Origin of the sequence: Crossiella sp. CA-258035 (assembly GCF_030064675.1) — a bacterium.
In the GTDB taxonomy this organism is placed as follows: Bacteria; Actinomycetota; Actinomycetes; order Mycobacteriales; family Pseudonocardiaceae; genus Crossiella.
The window spans coordinates 1,250,312-1,270,964 of the sequence record NZ_CP116413.1 but is presented as its reverse complement, the minus strand read 5'-3'; the positions used below and the strand labels follow the sequence as shown (position 1 = coordinate 1,270,964).

Here is a 20,653-nt window from a genome sequence, read left to right as displayed (position 1 = left end):
CGCGGCCTCGTCCCCGGTCACTTCTTGCGCAGCCTGCCCCAGGGCTTGTACACCGAGATCACCGTGGCGAACAGCAGCGCGGTGGTGGACACGATCGGCGGGTACACCAGGTCGCCCGGCCCGCGCAGCGACGCCTGCCCGGCGGCCAGCTGCCGCCCGTACTCGGCGATCTCGGTGACCCCGCTGCGCAGCGCGAAGGCCACCAGCGCGAGCAGCGCCAGGTTGAGCACCAGCTTGACCGCCACCCACCAGTACCTGACCAGCCCGTACTTGGTGCCCAGCCCCAGCACCACGCCGCTGACCAGGCACACCGCCGCCAGCGTGAGCATCGGCCAGACCAGCAGCTCCAGCACCTGGTAGCAGACCGCGGCCAGCTGGGCGTCCGAGGTGCCCGCCGCGGTGAAGACCAGCACGGCCAGCACCACGTCCAGCCCGATCCAGGCCCCCGCGCTGACGATGTGCGCCACCAGCACGGCCTTGCGGGTGCGCCGCGGCAGCAGGCGCTCCCGCTCGGCACTGCGCCGGACCGGCGTCGCCCCCGGCTTGACTGCGGTTGCTTGCGTGCTCATGGGTGCTCCCTCGCCGACACGTCTGGTCGGTTCCCATCGTCGGCGGGAGCGCTGTTCCGGTCGTCCGTTGAGGCGGTGAACCCGGCTACGCGGATCTGCGTAGCCGCGGCTCAACGGCCCGCGCAGTACCGGCGGGGCAGCCAGTAGCGGAAGAAGTCGCAGATGTGCCAGGTGACCGGCGGCGGCTCGGCCTTGGGCGGGGCGGGCGGCGGTGGCGCGGAAGTGCTGGGCTGGGCGGGTCTGGGCTTGGCCGGGCGGGGCATCGGCTTGGGCCGGGCGGGCACGACCGGCCTGGTGACGATGGGCCCGGTGACGATGGGCACCGTGACGATCGGGGCCGGGCCGGTGTGCGCCGGCGGCGGCTCGGGCGGGTCGGCGTAGACCGGATCTCCCGCCCCGGCCGCCAGCGGCGGCGGCAGGGCCAGGACCGGGTTGGCGATCAGCCGCGGCGGCCGCGGTGGCGGCGGGTCGAGGGCCACGACCGCGCCGGTCGCGGTGCCGGCCCCGAGCAGGGCCAGCGCCAGTAGTCGGGTGCGAGTGTTGGCGGTCGATCGCACGAGGCACCCCCGTCAGGTGGGTTTGTCCCGGTTAACGGGGGTGCCACCACTTCGGTTCAGCGCAGGGCGAGGGCCAGCTCCACCAGTCGCGCCCGGCCCGCGGTCGCCGACAGCGCCACCACCGCGGGCCCGCCGCCGGTCCCGGCCAGGGTCACCGCGGAGTCGGTCACCGCGGCCTGCCTGCCGTCCAGCTCGGTGTCGAACCGGGGCGCCCGCCGCGGCAGCCCGGTCACCGGGTCACGGGCCAGGTCCCGCTGGGTGCCGACCAGGATCCGCCCGCCGGGACCGCCGTAGACCAGCAGCACCGCGTCGGTGACCCGGTCGCTGCTCCCGTACGGGCTGAGCACCCCGAGCAGCGGATCCGGCTGGACCTGCTTGAACGGCACCAGCACCAGGTCGTCTGCCCCGGACTCGACGCTCTGCGCGATCCGGTGCGCCTGCTCCCGGTCACCAGTGCCCTCGACGGACCCCCAGGCCCCGTCGGTCCACTCCCAGGCCACGCCCGTGCCCTGCCACACCGCCCGCCGCCCGTGCACCGGCGGCGCGGCCTCGCTCCCGGGTCCGGGACCGCCGCCGGTCATGGTGACCGTGGCCTGCCCGCCGCCGCCGTCGGCGCGCACCAGGGTGATCCGCTGCCGGTCCCGCCCGGTCTCGTAGCTGACCGGGGTGAACCCACCGGCCGAGCCCACCCGGAAGGACTTGCGCAGCGGGTCGAAGGTCACCGCGGGCCGCGCGGGCTCGACCGTGGACAGCCCGCTGACCAGGCTCGGCGCCAGCAGCGCGACCAGCACGGTCAGCGCCGCGGCCACTCCCGCCCCGGCCACCTGCCGAGCCCGGCGACGACGGGTCCCGGCCCGGATCGCGGCGGGCACGTCGACCGTGGACGGGGTGCGCGGCCCGGCCTCCCGCAGCGGGGCGAGCAGCTCCTCCGGTTCCATCTCCGCTACTCCTTCCCCAGGTTGACCAGCGCCGACTCGCCCAGCAGCCGCCGCAGCGCGGCCAGGCCGAGCGAGGTCTGGCTCTTCACGTTCCCGGCCGAGCAGCCGAGCAGCTCGGCCACCTCCAGCACCGGCAGGTCCAGCAGGAACCGCAGCACCAGCACCGCCCGCGCCCTGGGCGCGACCCTGGCCAGCGCCGCGTGCACCACCGCCCTGGTCTCCACGTCCGGCCCGGCGGGCGCGACGGTCGGCGGCAGCTCCTCTGGACCGCCGACCAGCCGGATCCGCTTGGCCCAGCCCAGTCGCTGCTCGGAGATGAAGGTGCGGACCAGCATCGCCCGCACGTAGCGGTCCAGGTCGTCCGCGGCGGACGCCCGGCGCCAGTGCACGAAGAGCTTGGTGATGGTCGCCTGCACCACGTCGTCCGCGCGGTGCTCGTCCCCGCACAGCAGGTACGCGGTCCGCCGCAGCGCGGGCAGCCGCGCGCTGACGTACTCGGTGTACCGCTGTTCCTCCGCCGCCCGCATCCGGCCACCACCTCCCCTCACCCCGGGGACGCGCACGGCCGCCGACGCGGTTGTGTGACCTGGGTATCAGAGGGGAGAGAAAGAAGTAGGCCGGGCACTCGCGGCGGGCGGACCCCTGGGGGTTAGGCCCACCCTGCGGCGATCCCGCCCGGCCTACTGGACCTACTGTAAACGCATCTGGGGCCGTTGTGCCCCGACATGCCCTAAAGACGCCAAAATTTCCAGGAAATCACTAGATTCCCGGCCTCAGGTCAGGGTGCGCCCCTCCGTCTCCGGCAGCACCAGCGCGAGCAGCACCGAGACCACCAGGAAAGCGTTGATCACCAGGATGACCAGGGTGAACCCGAGGTTGGCATCGAGCAGCAGGCCGATCGCGGCCGGCGCGCTGGTGCTGGCGATCAGCTGCATGGCGCTGGAGTAGGCGGCGCCGGTGCCCCTGGTCACGGTGGGGTAGAACTCGCCGTTCCAGGTGTTCCACACCCCCCACGCGCCGAGGCTGAAGAAGGCCAGGGTGAAGTTGCCCAGGTACAGCTGGGTGAGCGAGTCGGCGGTGGCGAAGACGAAGCCCCCGGCGCAGGCGGCCAGCACGTACAGCAGGAAGATCTTCTTCCGGCCGAACCGCGCGGTCAGGTAGGAGGCGGTGAGGTAGCCGGGGATCATCATCACCGCACTCAGCGCGGCGAAGGCCAGCGAGGCGTCCAGCGTCAGGCCCTTCTGCGCCAGCAGCGTGGGCAGCCAGTTCTGCAGGCCCCAGTAGCCCCAGCTGAACACGAAGTTGACCAGCAGCGCGGGCACCGCCACCCGCACCAACCTGCCGCGGAAGAGCTCCAGCGGGTTGCCCACCCGGCCACCACTGCCGGTCAGCTGAGCCTCCGCGTCCGGGCTGGCCAGCTGGCGCAGCACCACCCGCGCCTCCTCCTCCCGGCCGCGGGCGATGAGCCAGTACGGCGACTCCGGCACCACCGCGCGCAGCACGAACGCCCAGCCCCCCGCCACCGCCCCGGCCAGCATGATCTGCCAGCTCCAGTCCCGGATCAGACTGGAGGCCCCGATCGCGCAGAGCAGCCCGACCGGCCAGCCCATGGACAGGTACACCGCGGCCCGCCCGCGCACCTTGGTCGGCACCAGCTCCAGGAAGTAGGGGAAGGTCACCGTGTACACCCCGGCCAGCGCGAACCCGGAGAGCACCCGCAACAGGATCAGCACCCAGGGCTCCGGCGCGAACGCCGAGGCGATGGCCAGCACGCTGTAGGCCACCATCGACCCGAAACAGGCGGGCCGCCGCCCGATCCGGTCCGCCACCGGCCCCCACAGCAGCGCGCCGGGAATCATCCCGAAGGACAGCGCGGAGAGCACCAGCCCCACCGACGCCTGGTCCATCCCCATCGAGGCGGCCAGGTCCGCCTGCACGTAGACCAGCGCGACCAGTTCCCAGGAGTCGATGACGAAGGCGCCGAACAGGGTCAGCCCGATCATCAGGTGCCTGCGGGTGAACGGCATGTGGTCGAACGCGGCGCCGACGGGCACCACCCGCGGCTGAGCGGCGGTCATGGCTCTCCTCAATATCGCCCAAAATCCCCCGAAAGATAGTGCTCCGTACCCAATCCGTCACTGTGCGCCACGCCCACCCCCGCGATCGCCACCCAGGCACCCGGCCCAGCGAACCTCTTGCCGCCCCATCCCGGCCTCCCCTACCGTGCGCACATTCAGACCAGGGGGTCTCCGTCATGCCTCGAGCAGTCGCTGACGAACGCTGTGTGCACGACCTGCTGCCCGGCCAGTGCGCGGACTGCAAGGCCCCGCCGCCCGGCGTCCGGAAACTGGGCTACCGCACCGAGCGCGGCGCGGTGTTCCACAACCAGCGGGACTGCGCCGCCCTGCTGGAAGGCCACCAGTTCGCCCGCTACAAGGGCATGGACGTGCACGAACCGGAACGCCTCGCCTGGGCCGAGGCCCAGTCGCGCGGACTGGCCGCCTGTCAGGTCTGCTGCACCGAGCGCGCGGTGGCCCGGCAGGACCAGCTCAGGACCACCGCCAAGGCCGAGGCGGACGGCAGGCCCTGCCTGGTCCGGGTGGGCGAGGAGTGGTTCCCCGGCACCGCGGTCTGGCTGGACAAGCGCGATGGCCTCTGGTGGGCGGAGGTCACCTACCGGCACCGGGGACGCTGGGTGGTGGGGACCATGAGCCAGCGGGACCTGCGTCCCCGCCCGCAGCGGTAGCGGGGCCGGAGTTCCGCCCGCGTTCAGCCACCGGCCACCCAGGTAGCGAAGCCATCCCGCTTGCGTAACCCCGGCCCCGGACCACCTGAACGAGTGACAACGTCCAGGTATGGGTGGGTTTTTTGGCACGGTGCTGGGGATGCTGGATCTGCTGGGGGGTGCGCTCACCAGTGAGACCGGGCTGTGGGTGCTGGTCGCCGGGCTGGCCGTGGTGGTGGTCTGGCTGGTGGTGGACCGGTACCTGTTCGAACGCAACCGACTGGCCTGGCGGGTGGTGTTCGACTCGGGGCTGAACCTGAGCCTGCCCGGCGAGTTCGGCGAGCTGGAGCACTTCTTCCGCGGCCGCAAGGTGGACCACCCGTCCATGGTGATCCTGGCCATCCGCAACTCCGGCAGCACCGACGTGGCCGAGTCCGACTACGTCAACCGGCTGCGGTTCACCTTCGGGCCGCGGGAGGTGCGGGCGGTCAAGGTCTCCGAGGCATCCGATGACATCAAGGAGCGGTTCAACACCGAGCTGGAGCACTCCGGCAACGAGGTGACCCTGCCCAAGGTGCACCTCAACCGGCGGGAGCGGTTCAAGTTCGCGGTGCTGCTCTCCGGCACCGACAAGGGCGTGCGGCAGAGCCGGGGCCAGCTCTACGGCGGGCTGATCCAGGACGAGGCGGCGCAGCGGCGGATCACCCGGCAGCGGGTGCTGCGCTGGCTGGCCGGGGCGCTGACCCCGGTGGTGCTGGTGGTGCTGATCGTCTCGACCAGGTCCGCGCCGGACAACTGCGGCAGCCCTGGGCAGCTGCGGCTGGTCGGCTCCACCGCGTTCGCGCCGATCGCCGAGGAGATCACCAAGGCGCACCTGGCCGGCTGCGCGGGCACCGAGATCAAGGTCGAGCCCAACAGCAGCCTGGAGGGCCTGCAACAGCTCCAGGCGGCCGGGGCGACCGAGGCGCTGGCCACCGTCTCCGACGGGCACGCCGGGGACGTGGCGCCGGAGCTGAAGCCGAAACCGTTGGCGGCCATCGTGTTCAGCGTGGTGGTCAACGAGGAGGTGTCCAAGCAGGGCATCACCGACCTTAGCCTGGAACAGCTGCGCAAGATCTACGCCGGCGAGTACACCAACTGGAGCCAGGTGCGGCCGGGGGTGAACCTGCCGATCCGGATCGTCAGCCGCACCGGCTCCTCCGGCAGCCGCACCACCTTCGAGAAGTACGTGCTCGGCTTCCCGGAGGACCGCCTCTCCCCCAGCCTGACCTCGCAGTTCTGCGAGACCAACGACCGCAACCCCGGCGTGCCCTGGACCCGCTGCGAACGCGCCCGCACCAGCGAACTGCTGGACCGGGTGAACGCGGTCTCCGGCGCCATCGGCTACGCCGAGGCCCAGACCGCCGCCGACCGCGCCAAGTACCCGAAGCTGGTCCGGGTCCGCCTGGCCGGCAAGGAGCCGATCTACGAGCACATCGACCCGAACCAGGACTCCAGCTACCCGTTCTGGACCGTCGAGTACCTCTACACCAACGGCACCCCGCCCCCGGCCTCCATCCTCGGCAACCTGATCCGCCACCTGGCCACCGACTCGGCCCGGGAAAAACTCCGCGCGGCCAGCTACCTGCCCTGCGCGAAGACAGAGGACTCGGTGCTGGAGCTGTGCCGCAACCCACGCTGATCGGCTCGTTATACTCGGCCAATCATGCAGATCAGCGCGGGTGGCGACCCATTGTGAGCACGCAGGGCAACGAGGTGCTGGCCGAGATCGCGGAGGCGGTCCGGCTTCAGGAAGGACCTGCGGGGGTGCGGGCCGTGGTCCGCGCGTTCCGGCAGATCGGACCCGCCTCCACCAGAGATGTCAGCAGGCACACCGGGTTGCCGGTGCCGATCGTGGCGGCGGTGGGCAACGAGCTGCGCAGGCACGGGTTGCTGGGTGAGCAGCGGCCGTCCCGGCTGACCGACAGCGGGCTGGAGCTGATCGCGCACCTCGGGCTCGGGCTGGACCTGGACACCGACTGCTCCCGGTGCGGCGGGCTGGAGATCCCGATTCCCCGGGCGTTGCAGGAGGCCGTTGAGCAGCTGCGGCGGATCTCCGCGGCGGGGCCGGGGGCGGACCTGGCGCTGGACCAGTCGCACTGCACCGCGGAGACCAAGGTCCGCCGGGTGCTGGCGCTGATCAGGGCCGGGGTGCTGCCGGGGTCCTCGGTGCTGCTGGTGGGTGATGACGACCAGGTGTCCATCGCGATCGCCGTGGTCGAGCAGGCGCTGGGCGTGTCGCTGGTGTCCCGGCTGGCGGTGGCCGACATCTCCGACGAGGTGCTCGACTTCATCGCCGACACCGCCTCCACCATGGACTTCCGGGTCGACCTCGCCAAGCACGACCTGCGCGAGCCGCTGCCGCCGCGCCTGGTCGGCCAGTTCGACGCGGCCATGACCGACCCGCCCTACACCGCGGAGGGCGCGCGGCTGTTCCTGTCCAGGGCGGTCGAGGGGCTCAAGCCTGGGCCTGCGCAGAGCATCTTCTTCTCCTTCGGGGCCAAGGGGCCCGAGGAGATGCTGGCGGTGCAGCAGGAGATCATCGGGCTGAACCTGGTGACGCACAGCCTGATCCGCAACTTCAACGAGTACCAGGGCAGCGGCATCCTCGGCGGCACCGGCTTCTTCCAGCACCTGCTGACCACCGAGGCCACCGCCTCCTCGGTGCCGGGCGCGTACCAGGGGCCGCTGTACACCAGGGAGAAGCGGAGCAGGCTGCGCGAGTACGAGTGCGGCAACTGCGGGGCGAAGTTCCCGGTCGGCGCGGGCGCGGAGTGGAACTCGGTGGCCGACCTGCGCGCCGCGGGCTGCCCGAACTGCGGCAAGGGACCGTTCCGGCCGCTCCAGCTCATCGGAGAGGAATCGTGACCGACTTCCAGGTGCGGCCCGCGGTCGAGTCCGACCTGCGCAGGCTGGCCGAGTTCGAGGCGGAGATCGCCCGGATCTCCTTCCAGGACGACGCGATCGACGACCTGGACGTGCAGGAGCGCCGGATGGCCAAGGCGATGGCCAAGTCCGCGGACGGCATGTTCGTGGCCTGCCGGGGCGCGGAGCCCGCGGCCGGGTGGCTGTGGATCACGGTCAACACCAACCCGATGAGCGGGCAGCGCTACGCCAACTTCCGCTCGCTGGCGGTCGCCGAGATCCCGGAGCGCACCCAGGTCGGCGAGCAGTTGTTGCAGGCGGGGCTGGACTACGTCGACGAGCACGGCGTCACCGAGGTGGTGGGCAAGGTCTTCGCCGGCAACCTGCCGATGCGGGTGCTGTACCGGCAGTTCGGGTTCGAGGCCGCGCACCTGACCATGAAGCTCGACCGGCGGAAGCGGTAGATGAGCGTCAAGTGCGTGGTGTGGGACCTCGACGGCACGCTGTGGGACGGGATCGCCGTCGAGCAGACCGCCGAGACCCTGCCGGCGCCGCGCGCCGAGGTGCTGGCGCTGATCGACGAGCTGGCCGCGCGCGGGGTGCTGAGCAGCATCGCCAGCCGCACCGACCCGTCCATCCTGGCGCTGCTGCTGGCCGATGAGCCGCTGGCCGAGCGGTTCGTCTCGCCGCAGGCGGACTGGCAGGACAAGAGCGTGGCGCTGCGCCGGATCAGCGCCGAGCTGGGCATCGGCCTGGCCGCGCTGGCCTTCGTGGATGACAACCCGTTCGAGCGGGCCGAGGTCGCCGCGGCCCTGCCCGAGGTGCTGGTGCTCGCCCCCGAGCAGGCCGCAGGGTTGCTGGACTCCCCCGAGCTGGACCCCTCGGCGCTGACCCCGGAGGCGCGTGGCCGGGTCCGGCGCTACCGCGAGGAGGCCCGGCGCAAGGACGCGGAGACCGCGTTCACCGGGTCGCGGGCGGAGTTCCTGCGCTGGTGCGGGATGCGGCTCACGCTGCGCGCGGCCACCGAGGCGGATGTGCCGCGGCTGGTGGAGCTGGCCCGGCGCACGCACCGGATGAACACCACCGGCGATGTGCCGCCGGTGGAGGACGTGCTGGCCCGGCTGACTGACCCGGACGGGTGGTTCTTGCCGGTGGCGGAACTTTCTGACCGGTTCGGCGGCTACGGGCTGATCGGCGCCGCGGTGATCGAGAAGGGCGCGGCCTGGCGGGTCCGGCTGCTCGCGTTGTCCTGCCGGGTGGCTGGGCGGGGCGTCGCGCCCGCGTTCCTGCGCTGGGTGATGGACCGCGCGCTGGCCGAGGGCGCGGTTGAGCTGCACGTGCCGGTGCGGCCGACCGGGGCCAACGTCGAGCTGCGGGTGCTGTTCCGCCAGTGCGGGCTGCGCGTCACCGGCCCGCAGCCCGAGGGCCTGGCGGTCCTGGGCCGCAGGCTGGACCACGGCCCGTTGCCGGACTACCCCGAGTACCTCGAACTGGAGAAGGTGGACCCATGACGGTCGAGGCGGAGATCCGCGGCCTGCTGGCCGAGGCCGTCGAGCTGGACCGCGCGACGGTCGACGCGCTGCCCGCGGACACCCCGCTGTTCGCCCCGGAGATCGGCCTGACCTCGCTGGCCGGGCTGAAGCTGCTCAGCGCGATCCGGGACCGGTTCGGTGTGGATGTGGCGGATGAGGACATGAACCTGGACTCGCTGGAGTCCATCGCCAGCCTGGCCGCCTTCGTCGGCACGAGAACCCGCCGATGACACAGGCGGTGTCATCGGCGGGACTCGGGCATCGATAGGTACACGCCGGGCACCAGCACGGGGCCCGGTGAGCTGGACGGTCTCAGTACCTGTCTTGGTAACGATCGTCGCTGTTGTCGAATCGGTCGTCGACCTGACGGCCGCCGCTCGATGTTCCGGACAGCTCTCGCTGAAGGGCCTCGAGGTCGGTGGTCGGCGAGCTGTACTTGATCTCGCGAGCGACCTTCGCCTGCTTGGCCTTAGCTCGGCCGCGCCCCATGGCTCGACCCCCTCGTACCCGGGGCAGGGCGGTCGGACTGCGCCGACGGGCCCCGCTCGTCTCAGTATTTGTCCTGGCCGCAGCATACCTGGTGCGCAGAGCGGAGCAAGCACACATACCCCGCGATCATGTCGCGTGGCGGGGTGGTAAAACGGTGCGCTTGTGCCTCAGCCGACCGGCCGGGACGATCTTGCGGTGATCACGGCCCATGGCCAGGTCATCAGTGCCCAAGCCCCGTTGAGCAGCGCGTATCCGATGAACAGGTACCACGGCCAGCCGCCCATCAGGTCCAGCAGCGAGCCGGCCGGCGGCTTCTCGCTGAGGAATCCGTAGTTGGCCCCGATGAGCGGGTTCACGACGGACATCACTACCGCCCACACCGCCGTCACCAGCAGTGTGAGCCGGTAGCCCCACCAGTCGGGGCGCAGCCGCAGGCCCCAGATCAGGAAGACCGCGGCCCACACCTCCAGGATGTGCTGGCTGAAGAACATCAGGAAGCCGAAGTCGGGGAAGTCGGCGCCGCGCAGCGCCGGGGTGGCCAGCGCCTGCACGGTCAGGGTGAGGTTCCAGTAGTAGGTCAGCGCCAGCGCCCAGCGGGCGTGCGTCCACAGCGCGACCACGGCGGCGATCCAGGCCAGGTCGGAGAGCTGGAGCGGCAGCGAGTGGCCGAGGCCGAACTGCTCCGGCAGCAGCACGTACAGCTGCATCGGCAGGTGCAGGACGAGCAGGACCAGCGCCAGCCCCCGGCTGAACCGGAGCCGGGACTCCTCGGTCGCCAGCCTGCGGCCGAGCAGGATCAGCACGGCGGCTCCGGCGGCGAAGACCGCGACCGCGCCCCAGTGCGAGGCGCCGTAGGGGGCGAACTCCCCGGCCAGCAGCGTCACGGGCCGAGGTTAGCTGGAGTGGTTCGGCCAGGGGCGGGAACGCACCTGTTCGGCCCAACCTGTCCGGTTCGCCGGAGTTGTGGCGGTGCGTGCGCGTACGGTCACCGGCCGTGGACAACTGGGTCGTGGTGGCCGGGCTGGTGTTCTTCGTGGTCGGCGTGGCCGGCGCGCTGCTGCCGAGCGTGTCGGTGCTGCGGCACCAGCTGCGCGCGCGGCAGCGGGGCGGTTCGCCGGTGCGGGAGCTGGCCGAGGGCGTGGCGGCCGGGCTGCGCAGGGAACCCGCGCCGCCGGGCGAGCCGGAGCCCGCTGGCGGGCCGCGGCGGCCGGAAGCGGACTTCACCGCGCGGCAGTTGCAGCTCTACGCCGACTACCACGAGACCGCGCGCACCGAGGGCTGGCTGAGCTTCCGGCTGGCGGTGGCCGCGGCCGGGCTCGGGTTCATGGTGATCCTGGCCTCGGTGGCGCTGCTGGTGTTCCAGGGCGGGGACACCGCGTGGCTGGGCACGGTGAGCGGGGTGGTCTGCGAGGCGGTCGCCGCGCTGTACCTGAGCGAGGCCCGCTCCACCAGGGAGCGCGCGGCCCGGATGTTCGACCTGTTGAACGCCGAGGTGGTGCGCACGGTGAACACCATGCGCGCGGTGGAGATGGCCGCCCAGCTCACCGACGAGCGCGAACGGCAGCAGTTGCTCGCCGCGATCGCGCTGCGCCTGCTGGACTCCGCCCCGCAGCCGCAGGCCCCGGCGCCGCCACCGGAACAACCGGCTGGCCCGTGACCCTTTTGTGGGTTATGCGTAACCACTGACCGTGCCCACGCGACGACGATAGGTGTCCGGTGGAGTTGTCGCGAGGGGGTCCCATGGCGGGAGACGGGCTGCTGCTGCGGAGGCTGCGGTGGCCGTTCATCGGGCTGGCCGTGCTCGGCGCGGTGTTGCTGCTGGCGGTGCTGCTGCCCGGTCTGACCCCCGGCGGGCCACCGGCGCCCGCGCAGTGCGCCGGGGAGCGGGTGGAGATCCTGGTCGTGGTGTCGCCGGAGAAGGGCGACCTGATGAGCGAGCTGGCCAAGGAGTACGGCGCGGCCCGGCGCCCGGTCCGGGACAGGTGCGGGGCGGCCAGGACGGTCAACTCCTCCGCGCTGGGCAGCGGCGGCTCGGTGGACGCGATGGCCTGCGGCTGGCACGCCCAGCAGATGGGCGAGGCCCGCCCGGACGCCTGGACCCCGGCGGCCACCACCTGGCTCAAGATCGCCCAGCAACGCCACCTGCGCTGCCAGGACAAGCCGACCGGCGTCTCCCTGACCGCCGACCGGGACGCGGTGAGCCTGGCCAAGACCCCGCTGGTGGTCGGCATGCCGGAGCCGATGGCGAAGGCGCTGGGCTGGCCGGAGCAGCCGATCGGCTGGCGCACCCTGCTGGAGCTGGCGCAGAACCCGGAGGGCTGGGCCAAGTACGGCCACCCGGAGTGGGGCGCCTTCCGCCTGGGCAAGACCAACCCGAACCTGTCCACCTCGGGCCTGCACGCCACGGTCGCCACCTTCTTCGCCGGCACCGGCCGCTCGGACGACCTGACCGAGGCCGACCTGGCCGACGCCAAGGCGGTGAACTACGTCCGGGGCGTGGAGAACAGCGTCGTGCACTACGGCGAGACCACGCTGACCTTCCTGCAGAACCTGTACGAGGCGGGCCGGGGCCGCAACGAGAGCGGCCTGGACTACATCAGCGCGGTGACGGTGGAGGAGAAGTCCATCGTCGACTTCAACCGGGGCCAGCCCGAGGGCCGCTCCGAGGGCAAACCCACCCCGCCCAAGGTCCCCCTGGTCGCGGTCTACCCCAACGACGGCACCCTGATGTCGGACAACCCGTACCTGGTGCTCGACTGGCCGGACGCCGACCCCGTGCGCAAGGAGATAGCCAAGGACTTCCAGGCATTCCTGGTGAGCAAACAGGACCGCTTCACCGCCATCGGCTTCCGCGACGCCGAAGGCAAGGCAGGCCCGGAACTCCGCAAGGAGAAAGGAATCCTGCCCGACCGCGAGCTCAAACTCATCCGCACCCCGTCCGGCCCGGTACTCGCCAAACTCCCCGAAGCCTGGCGCGAACACCGCAAACGCGCCAACGTCCTGATGGTCATCGACGTCTCCGGCTCCATGGCCGAACCCGCCATCCCCGGCGGCCCCACCCGCCTGGACGCAGCCAAGGCAGCAGCAAGCGGCGCGGCCCTGGACAACCTGGCACCGGACGACAGGCTGGGTTTGTGGACCTTCAGCTCACCCAGCGTTTCGGAGTCCACGCCCTGGCGGGTCTTGGTGGAACCGGGGCCGGTGTCCTCGGTGCTGCCGAGGTACCGGACGCAGGTGGACAAGCTGACCGCGCAAGGAGACACGGCGCTGTACGCGACGATCCGCCAGGTGCAGAAGGAACTGCGGCAGAACCTGGACCCGAAACGGATCAACGCGGTGGTGCTGCTGAGCGACGGCGCGAACCGGTACCCGGAGGACGAGAACCTGGAGAGCCTGGTGGCGGATCTGCGGCAGTACAGCCCGGAGCGGTCGGTGCGGGTTTTCCCAATCGCGTATGGGCAGAGCAGCGATTTGCGCGTGCTGGAACAGATCGCGCGGGCTTCGCGGGCGAAGGCTTACGACTCGCAGGATCCGAGGTCGCTGGAGAAGGTGCTGGCCCAGGTGCTGTCGAACTTCTAGCGAGGCCCGGGATCGGGGGCTTGGGGTGAAAACCCACAAAGCGGGCCTCTCGTCTTCTCCGTACGGCCTGGAGACCGCGCACCGCATCCCGCCGAGCAGACGCTCACAGGCGCCGCCGCCAAGACAAAGCAGCGTGACGGCGGCTGCTCGGCGGGATGTGGTTCGCTGTCGGAAGGCCGTGTGGAGAAGACGAGAGGCCCGCGAGCACGCTGGAACCGGCCCCGGCAGCCTGCTCAGCCCCGCAACCTGCTTGTCCCGGCTTTTGACTTGTCCCACCCCTCCGGTGGTCTGCCCGTCCGGCGAGGACATTCTTTTGATCTTCGGGGTTTCAGGCGAAGATCAAAATCAAGAGCGTCCTCGCCGGACGGGCAGGAATCAAAGCATGGGGGGGAAAATCAAAGTCAAAGGCAGAGACGCAGGCAGGTCTTGAGGTTCCCCATGCCCGTCAACCTTCCGAAATCGAACCACATCCCAGCGAGCAGCCGCCGTTGCGTGGCGTGGCTTTGGCGGCGGTTGCTGTGAGCGTCTGCTCGCTGGGATGTGGTGCGATGTCTCCAGGTTGACGGGCATGGGGAACCTCAAGACTTCGGACAGGTTTTCGAAAAGCCACCCCGTCGCTGGTTCCTCGGCAGCTCACCCTTCGGGGTGGAAAGCGCGGTGCGGTCCGGCGCGACCGTGGACCCGGTGTCACGCTGCACGTCGGCGCAGCGCATCCGGGAGGCATCATGCCGCTAGGGTCCCTGTCAGCACACGCGATTCGCGGTCTGGTCGTCCTATTAGGACTGACTACTGGAGTGTCCACTTCGGACGCATCGGCTGAACCGTTGAAGGTGGTGGAGTACCGGGGCTACCGGGTGGCGGTCCCGGCCTCGTGGGAGGTGGTCGAGCTCGGTGCCGCGCCGGCGCGGTGTGTGCGGTTCGACCAGAACGTGGTCTACCTCGGCAGGCAGGGTGATCGGCAGCGGTGCCCGGCCAGGGTGCTGGGGCGGACCGAGGCGCTGTTGGTGGAACCGCTGGCGGACGGGGTGATCCGGGCGGACACCGTGATCGCGGAGACCGGTTCGGCGCGGGTGGCCGCGCTGCCGGAGTCGGCGGGGCATGAGATCACGATGCAGGTCCCGGCGGCCGGGGTGCTGGTGACGGCCAGCTACGGCAGCTCGGCCGCGGGCATCAGGGCCGTGCTGGACTCGGCCCGGATCACCGGTGCCGCAGTGCCGATGGCGCCCCGGCCGGTCACCGGGGCGGCGCCGCGGGCCGCCTCCTGGGTCGAGCAGCCGGGTGACTTCACCGGGCACGGGTTCGACACCTGTTCCGCGCCGCCGGACGAGGGCATGGACACCTGGTTGCGGTACTCGCCCTACCGCGCGGTCGGCATCTACATCGGCGGTATCAGCAAGGCGTGCGGGCAGCGGCACCTGAACTGGGACTGGGTGCACCGGCAGGTCAGCAGGGGCTGGCGGGTGCTGCCGGTCTACGTGGGGTTGCAGGCCCCGTGCACCGGGTTCCGCAACAAGATCAATCCGGACCACGCGGGCCACGAGGGCTGGGCGGACGGCAACGATGCCGCGCAACAGGCCCGGCACCTCGGGATCGGCAACGGCAGCACCATCTACGCCGACATGGAGAGCTTCAACCCCGAGGACGGGCCGTGCCGGGACGCGGTGCTGACCTACCTGCGGAACTGGATCATCCGGGTGCACCAGCTCGGTTTCCGCACCGGTGTGTACAGCAGCGCGGCCACCGGCATCCAGGCCATGGCCAACGCGCCCGGTTTCCCGCTGCCGGACCACATCTGGATGGCGCACTGGGACGGCGCGGCCAACGTGGACAGCCGGTACGTGCGCGGGGACCTGTGGCCGCGCAGGCGGATCAAGCAGCACACCGGTGGCCACCCCGAGTCGCACTACGGGTGGGAGATCTACATCGACAGCAACTTCGTCGACCGCACCTGGTGAACGCGGTCAGGGCCGCAGCAGCCTGGCGCCCAGCGGGGTCTGGGTGTGCAGCACCACCGGACCGTTGCGGCGACTGGTGATCAGGCCCGCGTTGCGCAGCACCGTGGTGTGCTGGCTCGCCGAGGCCGGGGAGATCCGGAGGCGGCGGGCCAGCTCGCCCGTGGTGCAGCCGACGCCGACCGTGGCCAGCACCGCGGCCCTGGTCCCGCCCAGCAGCGCGGCCACCGCGGGGGCCGCCGCCTCGGCCGTGCCGCCGAACCAGGCCGGGTCCTTCTCCACCGGGTAGACCAGCACCGGCGGCTGGGTCGGGTCGAGCAGGCTGATCGGGTGCCGCCAGCAGAAGAACGAGGGCACCAGCAGCAGCCCGCGCCCGTCCAGGCGCAGCTCCTGCTCGGTCGGGTAGTCCACCTCCAGCACCGGGTTCTGCCAGCGCATCATCGGCCGCAGGCTCTCCAGCAGGCCCTCCGCCCCGCCGTCGAGCAGGGAGCGGGCGCGCAGCGCGCGGTCGGCGTCCAGCTGGGCCTGCAACGCGCCGCTGAACGGGGCCACCGCCAGCTCGTAGTAGGCGGTCAGCGCGGTGGCCAGCCTGCGCAGCAGGTCCGGGTCGCCTTCGGCCAGCCCGGCCGCCCAGGACGGCAGGTGCTGCCGCCCGGCCAGCAGCTCCAGCTCGGCCCGCAGCCGGGCGGCCGGGGTGTGCAGCAGCGCGTCGATGCCGGCCTGCCAGCCCGCGCGGGCGTCGGCCGGGGTGAGGAAGTCCGGGAAGTAGCCGCGCTGGGGCACCAGCGGCAGCAGCATGCGCAGGTCAGGGCGAGCATCGGCGGTGGCGAGGCCGCCGCGCACCCTGGCCCGCCACTGGCCGAAGACCAGGGCGCCGTCCCTGGCCCGCAGCCGGTGCAGGCTCAGCATGGACTCCCAGAGCGGGTCGGGCGCGTTGGCCACCCGGGTCCGCCCCAGGTCCTCCGGCGTGAAATGTATTCGAAGCATGCGCCATCTCACTTCCCCCGAACACCGGGAAAGCTAACTCGACCTGCGCTTTTCAGATATACGTGAATAAGAAAGCCAAAAGAGTCCCCTTCCAGTGAAACTTCCACTACGGCAACTGGCAAGGATGGAGCGAGCATGACTCGACGACTCATCACGATGGTGCTGGTCAGCACCGTCGCCCTGCTGATGGGCAGCGCCGGGCTGGCAAGCGCCACGGAGACCCCGTCACCGGACAAGGCCACGGCCATCGCCGCACACGAGCTGGGTGTGCAAGCGGAAAGCCGAGTCCTCAACTACACCTGGCAACGACAGCAGACCGGCTATTGGTGCGGCCCCGGCTCGACCTGGATCGCGCTGAGCACCAGGGTCAGCCCGCCCAGCCAGCAGACCCTGGCCAACTACATGGGCACGCACACCGGCGGCACCGACCACATCGGCCTGGTCCGCAACGCGCTCAACCGGTTCGCGAACACCCAGTGGTTCGCGGCCAAGAACATGGCCGACCCGCCCAGCACGGCCCAGCGGGACCTGCTCAAGCGGGACGTGCTGCTCAACCTGGACAACGGCTACCCGCTGGTGGCCAACGTGATCAGCGGCTGGCGCCCGCCGGGCTACCCGGGCGGCACCATCTACCACTACGTCGCGATCGTGGGCTACAAGGACCACGGCAACACCGTGCTCGTGGCCGACCCCGCCGGTGAAGGCGCGGGTGGCGGTGGCTGGGCGAACGTGCCCCGCGCCTACTGGGTCAGCACCTGGAACATGGGCACCTGGATCGGCGGCAAGGGTTACGCCGCCTGAGGAACGCGAAAGGACCGGGTGCCCCTCCCCTGTTTTCCCCGTGGGAGAGGCACCCGGTCCGGGTGTGCGGTTCAGGCTGACGCGAGGGCTACCGTCGGCGACAGCTTGGCCGCACGTCCGGCGGGGAACCACCCCGCCAGGGTGCCGATGAGCACCGAGGCCCCGACGCCGCCGGCGATCGCCTCCAGCGGAAGCGCCACCGGCCAGTCGTTGCTCATCGCATAGCCGATGCTGACGCCCAGTCCCAGCAGGACCCCGAACACCCCGCCGAGTCCGGACAGCAGCACCGCCTCGGTGAGGAACTGCGCCCGCACCTGACCGCGGCCCGCCCCGAGCGAGCGCCGCAGACCGATCTCGGACCGCCGTTCCAGCACGGAGATCACCATCGTGTTCGCCACCCCGACCCCGCCCACGAGCAGGGCGACCGCGCCCAGCCCGAGGAACAGCGTGGTGAAGGTGGCCTTGGCCTGGATCTGCGCGGCCAGCGCGTCGGAGGGCCGGCTGACCTTGACCTCCTCCGGGTTCTTCGGGTTCACCGTCCCCGGCAGCACCTCGCGCACCTTGTCCACAGTGGACTCCAGCGAGCGCTCGTAGACCGTGGTCGGGTGACCGTCGAAGCCGAGCTGGCCCTTGGCCACCTCCCAGCTCACCATGGCCGAGCGGTCCAGCTCCTCGGCCAGCGGCATCGGCTCCAGGATGCCCAGCACGGTGAACCACTTGCCGCCCAGGAAGACCTGCTCGCCGGGCTGGGTCACGGCCAGCCGCTGCGCCGCGACGCTGCCCAGCACCACACCCGGGTACTTGGCGGTGGCCGCGTTGAACCAGGCGCCTGCCTTGATCTTGCCGCCGAGGGTGTCGACCAGGTTCTGCTCGACCGCCTCCACGCTGAGCCCGCCGGTGTTCTGCGGGTCCTCCTTGTCACTGCGCAGCACCTTGACCCCGTTGAGCGCGGCCACCGAGGACGCCTTCTGCACCGAGCCGATCCGGCGCACCATGGCCGAGGCGTCCTCCGGCAGCTTGGCCGACTCGCCGAACATGGTCTGCCCCGCGCCGACCCGCAACAGGTTGGTGCCCAAGGACTCCAGCTTGGCTTGCAGCTCGGCCTGGCTGGAGGCGGAGATGCCCAGCACGGACACCATGGCCGCCACCCCGATCGCGATGCCCAGCGCGGACAGGATCGCCCGCGCCGGGCGGCCGAAGACCCCGGTGAGCCCGGCCCGCACCAGGTCGAACACGCTGATCCGGGCCGAGCGCGGCAGCTTCGGCAGGCTGCCCGGCGGCGATGACCTCAGTCTGATCATGCCGCCACCAGCCCGCTGTCGTGCCGCACCGCACCGTCGAGCAGCTCCACCCTGCGCGGCAGCGAGCGGGCGATCTCCATGTCGTGCGTGATCACCGCTATGGTGGTGCCGTCCTCGTGCAGCTCGTGCAGCAGGTCCAGCACACCGCGCCCGGAGGCCGAGTCCAGCGCCCCGGTCGGCTCGTCGGCCAGCACGATGGCCGGTTTGCCGACCAGCGCCCTGGCGATGGCCACTCGCTGCCGCTCGCCGCCGGAGAGCTCGGCCGGCTTGTGCCCGGCCCGGTGGCCGAGGCCGACCCGCTCCAGCGCGTGCACCGACCGCGCGATCCGCTCGGCCCTTGGCACCCCGTGGTAGAGCAGCCCGGTGGCCACGTTCTGCGTCGCGGACAGGTACGGGGTCAGGAAGAACTGCTGGAAGACGAACCCGATCCAGTGCGCCCGCACCGCGGAGAGCTGCCGGTCCGACAGCGACTGGACCTCATGGCCCAGCAGCCGCACGGTGCCCGAGGTCGGGTGGTCCAGGGTGCCCATCAGCTGGAGCATGGTCGACTTGCCGGAGCCGGACGGGCCGACAACGGCGAGCAGCTCGCCGGAGTCGATCCGCAGGCTGGCCCCGCGCAGGGCGTGCACGCCACCCGCGTACTCCTTGGACACAGCGGAGAGCTCGATCACCGGAGTCATAGCCCGGCCACTTTCACCGTGGCGCCCTCGCTGAGACCGGACCCGCTCACCTCGACCTTGCCCTTGGCGAACATGCCCAGCTCGACCGCGACCAGCTTGCCGCTGCCGTCGGCCTGCACGACCTCCACCGCGTAGCCGCCCTCGGCCAGCGCGAGCAGCGCGCCGACCGGCACGGTGAGCACATCCTCCTTGCGGCGACTGGTGAAACCGACCCGCACCGGCGCCGCGTCCAGCTTGCCCGCCGCATCCGGCTCGACCAGCTCCACCTCGGCCTTGACCACGGTCTTGCCGGCGCTGGGGCCGCTCTCCTCGGCGGACTTCTCCGCCACCGTGCCGACCGAGGTCACCTTGCCCTTGGTGGACTTGCCGCCGGGCAGGGTCACCTCCACCTCGGCGCCCTCCTTGGCCAGGGACTGCTTCTCCACCGGCACCTCCACGGTGACCGTGCGGGTGGTGCCGGTGCCCGCGAGCACCTTGCCCTGGGCCGGCATGCCCAGCGCGGCGTCCACAGTGGACACCCGGAAGGCGCCGGGCTGGAGCACCACCGCGGCCGGGTCCACCGAGCCGGTCTGTTCCAGGCCGAGCTTCTTCTGCCACTTCTTCACCGCGGCCGCGGTCTTCGCGTCGAACTTCTCGTCCACGGTGAAGCCGGTGTAGCCCAGCGCACGCAGGTTCTGCTCCAGCTGCCTGACGTCGGAGCCCTTGTCCACACCGGACTCCAGCTTGCGCCAGAACGGCTTGTCCCCGAACAGCAGCGGCACCGGCTTGTCGTTGACCTGGTACACGGCATCGCCCCGGCCGAGCTGGTCGCCGGGCTTGGGCAGCCAGGTGACCACCCCGCCGCCGCCGTTGGCGGTGACGTCGAACTTGCCGCTGTAGCCGAGCTTGCCGGAGAGCTCCTCGTGCTCCTGCAACGTGGTCCGGACGACCTTGCTGGTCTTGCTCTGCGGCTGCTGGTTCCCCTTGTCCGCCTTGGCGTCCTCGTTGTGCCCCAGCACCAGCACCCCGGTCACCCCGACCGCGGTGACGGTGGCCGCGGTGAGCACCACGTACGGCCAGCGGCGGCGTGGGCGTCGCGGTTCGCTCATTTCACCGGCTCCGCCCCGACCATGCCCGCGTTGCCCATGCCGCATTCCTTCATGGCCTTCTCGGCCTTCTCCCGGTCATCGCCCAGGTTGATGGTGGCCCCGTTGCCGCCCTCGGCCTCCTTGATGTCAATGCCCTTCTCCCGCAGGCACTGGTTCATCTTGGCCCGCTTGTCCTTCTCCTTCGGGTCGTTGGGGTCGAAGTCGCTCTTGGGCAGGTACTTCTTGCAGGCCTCGTTGGCCTTGTCCATCTTGGAGTGGTCGCCCTCCATCGGGATCGCCCGCGCCATGCCGCCCCCGTTGGGATCCGGGTCGGGGAAGTCGACGCCGTTCTCCCGCATGCACGCGGCGAACTTCAGCATCGCCGCCTTGGGGTCCTTGGGCACGTCGTCCGCGCCTGCCTTCTGCTCGGTGCCCTTGTTGCCGCCGTTGAGGCTGGCCGGGCCGTCGGCCTTGTCCTCGCCACCACAGGCGCTCAGGGTGAAGGCGGTCACCAGCGCGGTGACACCCAGGCCCAGCCGGGTCAGCGTGTTCATCGTTCCTCCTCACCGCGT

22 protein-coding genes are annotated in these 20,653 nt (G+C 71.2%); 10 read left to right on the top strand and 12 right to left on the bottom strand.

Going from position 1 to position 20,653, the window contains the following annotated elements; genetic code table 11:
- Positions 1–17: 17 nt before the first annotated feature.
- The 5 genes from N8J89_RS06090 to N8J89_RS06070 all read right to left on the bottom strand — a co-directional run bounded on the left by N8J89_RS06090 (position 18) and on the right by N8J89_RS06070 (position 4,142).
- On the bottom strand, positions 18–569 hold the full coding sequence (locus tag N8J89_RS06090) for a hypothetical protein (RefSeq protein ID WP_283663370.1): 552 nt from the start codon (positions 567–569) through the stop codon (positions 18–20).
- Positions 570–679: 110 nt separating this feature from the next.
- A complete protein-coding gene (locus tag N8J89_RS06085) occupies positions 680–1,126 on the bottom strand; it encodes a hypothetical protein (protein ID WP_283663369.1) in 447 nt (148 codons plus the stop codon).
- Positions 1,127–1,182: 56 nt separating this feature from the next.
- Entirely contained in the window at positions 1,183–2,064 is an 882-nt protein-coding gene (locus N8J89_RS06080) for a hypothetical protein (protein ID WP_283663368.1), read from the bottom strand.
- A gap of 5 nt (positions 2,065–2,069) precedes the next feature.
- Positions 2,070–2,591, bottom strand: coding sequence for a SigE family RNA polymerase sigma factor (locus N8J89_RS06075; RefSeq protein WP_283663367.1), 522 nt, complete (start codon positions 2,589–2,591; stop codon positions 2,070–2,072).
- A gap of 246 nt (positions 2,592–2,837) precedes the next feature.
- A complete protein-coding gene (locus tag N8J89_RS06070; protein ID WP_283663366.1) occupies positions 2,838–4,142 on the bottom strand; it encodes an MFS transporter in 1,305 nt (434 codons plus the stop codon).
- Positions 4,143–4,318: 176 nt separating this feature from the next.
- Here N8J89_RS06070 and N8J89_RS06065 point away from each other — a divergent pair, with 176 nt between their 5' ends.
- From N8J89_RS06065 to N8J89_RS06040, 6 genes are all read left to right on the top strand, one after another.
- Positions 4,319–4,810 (top strand): hypothetical protein, encoded by a 492-nt coding sequence (locus tag N8J89_RS06065; protein WP_283663365.1) that lies wholly within the window; start codon positions 4,319–4,321, stop codon positions 4,808–4,810.
- 139 nt (positions 4,811–4,949) lie between these two features.
- The gene (locus N8J89_RS06060; protein WP_283663364.1) at positions 4,950–6,470 is read left to right on the top strand and encodes a PstS family phosphate ABC transporter substrate-binding protein; all 1,521 of its coding nucleotides are present in this window, start codon (positions 4,950–4,952) and stop codon (positions 6,468–6,470) included.
- A gap of 53 nt (positions 6,471–6,523) precedes the next feature.
- On the top strand, positions 6,524–7,696 hold the full coding sequence (locus N8J89_RS06055; protein ID WP_283663363.1) for a bis-aminopropyl spermidine synthase family protein: 1,173 nt from the start codon (positions 6,524–6,526) through the stop codon (positions 7,694–7,696).
- Positions 7,693–8,157: a GNAT family N-acetyltransferase gene (locus tag N8J89_RS06050; protein ID WP_283663362.1), complete on the top strand. Its 465-nt coding sequence runs from the start codon at positions 7,693–7,695 to the stop codon at positions 8,155–8,157. The genes N8J89_RS06055 and N8J89_RS06050 overlap by 4 nt, the downstream gene beginning before the upstream one ends.
- A complete protein-coding gene (locus tag N8J89_RS06045; RefSeq protein ID WP_283663361.1) occupies positions 8,158–9,204 on the top strand; it encodes an HAD-IIIC family phosphatase in 1,047 nt (348 codons plus the stop codon).
- Positions 9,201–9,455 (top strand): acyl carrier protein, encoded by a 255-nt coding sequence (locus N8J89_RS06040; RefSeq protein ID WP_252480142.1) that lies wholly within the window; start codon positions 9,201–9,203, stop codon positions 9,453–9,455. The genes N8J89_RS06045 and N8J89_RS06040 overlap by 4 nt, the downstream gene beginning before the upstream one ends.
- An 82-nt stretch (positions 9,456–9,537) precedes the next feature.
- On the opposite strand, the gene N8J89_RS06035 is transcribed toward N8J89_RS06040, so the two are convergent.
- Together N8J89_RS06035 and N8J89_RS06030 are read right to left on the bottom strand one after the other, a co-directional pair.
- On the bottom strand, positions 9,538–9,714 hold the full coding sequence (locus tag N8J89_RS06035; protein ID WP_252480141.1) for a DUF3073 domain-containing protein: 177 nt from the start codon (positions 9,712–9,714) through the stop codon (positions 9,538–9,540).
- Between the two features lie 167 nt (positions 9,715–9,881).
- The gene (locus tag N8J89_RS06030; protein WP_283663360.1) at positions 9,882–10,598 is read right to left on the bottom strand and encodes a YwaF family protein; all 717 of its coding nucleotides are present in this window, start codon (positions 10,596–10,598) and stop codon (positions 9,882–9,884) included.
- Between the two features lie 110 nt (positions 10,599–10,708).
- Here N8J89_RS06030 and N8J89_RS06025 point away from each other — a divergent pair, with 110 nt between their 5' ends.
- From N8J89_RS06025 to N8J89_RS06015, 3 genes are all read left to right on the top strand, one after another.
- Positions 10,709–11,371, top strand: coding sequence for a TRADD-N-associated membrane domain-containing protein (locus N8J89_RS06025; RefSeq protein WP_283663359.1), 663 nt, complete (start codon positions 10,709–10,711; stop codon positions 11,369–11,371).
- Positions 11,372–11,454: 83 nt separating this feature from the next.
- On the top strand, positions 11,455–13,293 hold the full coding sequence (locus N8J89_RS06020; protein ID WP_283663358.1) for a substrate-binding domain-containing protein: 1,839 nt from the start codon (positions 11,455–11,457) through the stop codon (positions 13,291–13,293).
- 830 nt (positions 13,294–14,123) lie between these two features.
- On the top strand, positions 14,124–15,248 hold the full coding sequence (locus N8J89_RS06015) for a glycoside hydrolase domain-containing protein (protein ID WP_283666103.1): 1,125 nt from the start codon (positions 14,124–14,126) through the stop codon (positions 15,246–15,248).
- 6 nt (positions 15,249–15,254) lie between these two features.
- Here the strand turns inward: N8J89_RS06015 and N8J89_RS06010 are convergent, their stop codons facing one another.
- Positions 15,255–16,232 (bottom strand): ArsR/SmtB family transcription factor, encoded by a 978-nt coding sequence (locus N8J89_RS06010; protein ID WP_283663357.1) that lies wholly within the window; start codon positions 16,230–16,232, stop codon positions 15,255–15,257.
- A gap of 135 nt (positions 16,233–16,367) precedes the next feature.
- Between N8J89_RS06010 and N8J89_RS06005 the strand changes: the two genes are divergently transcribed.
- Positions 16,368–17,033 (top strand): C39 family peptidase, encoded by a 666-nt coding sequence (locus tag N8J89_RS06005; protein WP_252480136.1) that lies wholly within the window; start codon positions 16,368–16,370, stop codon positions 17,031–17,033.
- Between the two features lie 71 nt (positions 17,034–17,104).
- On the opposite strand, the gene N8J89_RS06000 is transcribed toward N8J89_RS06005, so the two are convergent.
- The 4 genes from N8J89_RS06000 to N8J89_RS05985 are packed head-to-tail and all read right to left on the bottom strand — an operon-like array spanning position 17,105 to position 20,635.
- Positions 17,105–18,334, bottom strand: a complete 1,230-nt coding sequence (locus N8J89_RS06000) for an ABC transporter permease (protein ID WP_283663356.1) — start codon at positions 18,332–18,334, stop codon at positions 17,105–17,107.
- On the bottom strand, positions 18,331–19,014 hold the full coding sequence (locus N8J89_RS05995; protein ID WP_283663355.1) for an ABC transporter ATP-binding protein: 684 nt from the start codon (positions 19,012–19,014) through the stop codon (positions 18,331–18,333). The genes N8J89_RS06000 and N8J89_RS05995 overlap by 4 nt, the downstream gene beginning before the upstream one ends.
- Positions 19,011–20,102 (bottom strand): peptidoglycan-binding protein, encoded by a 1,092-nt coding sequence (locus tag N8J89_RS05990; protein ID WP_283663354.1) that lies wholly within the window; start codon positions 20,100–20,102, stop codon positions 19,011–19,013. Before N8J89_RS05990 ends, N8J89_RS05995 begins: the two co-directional genes overlap by 4 nt.
- Positions 20,099–20,635 (bottom strand): hypothetical protein, encoded by a 537-nt coding sequence (locus N8J89_RS05985; protein ID WP_283663353.1) that lies wholly within the window; start codon positions 20,633–20,635, stop codon positions 20,099–20,101. Before N8J89_RS05985 ends, N8J89_RS05990 begins: the two co-directional genes overlap by 4 nt.
- Between the last annotated feature and the right edge of the window lie 18 nt (positions 20,636–20,653).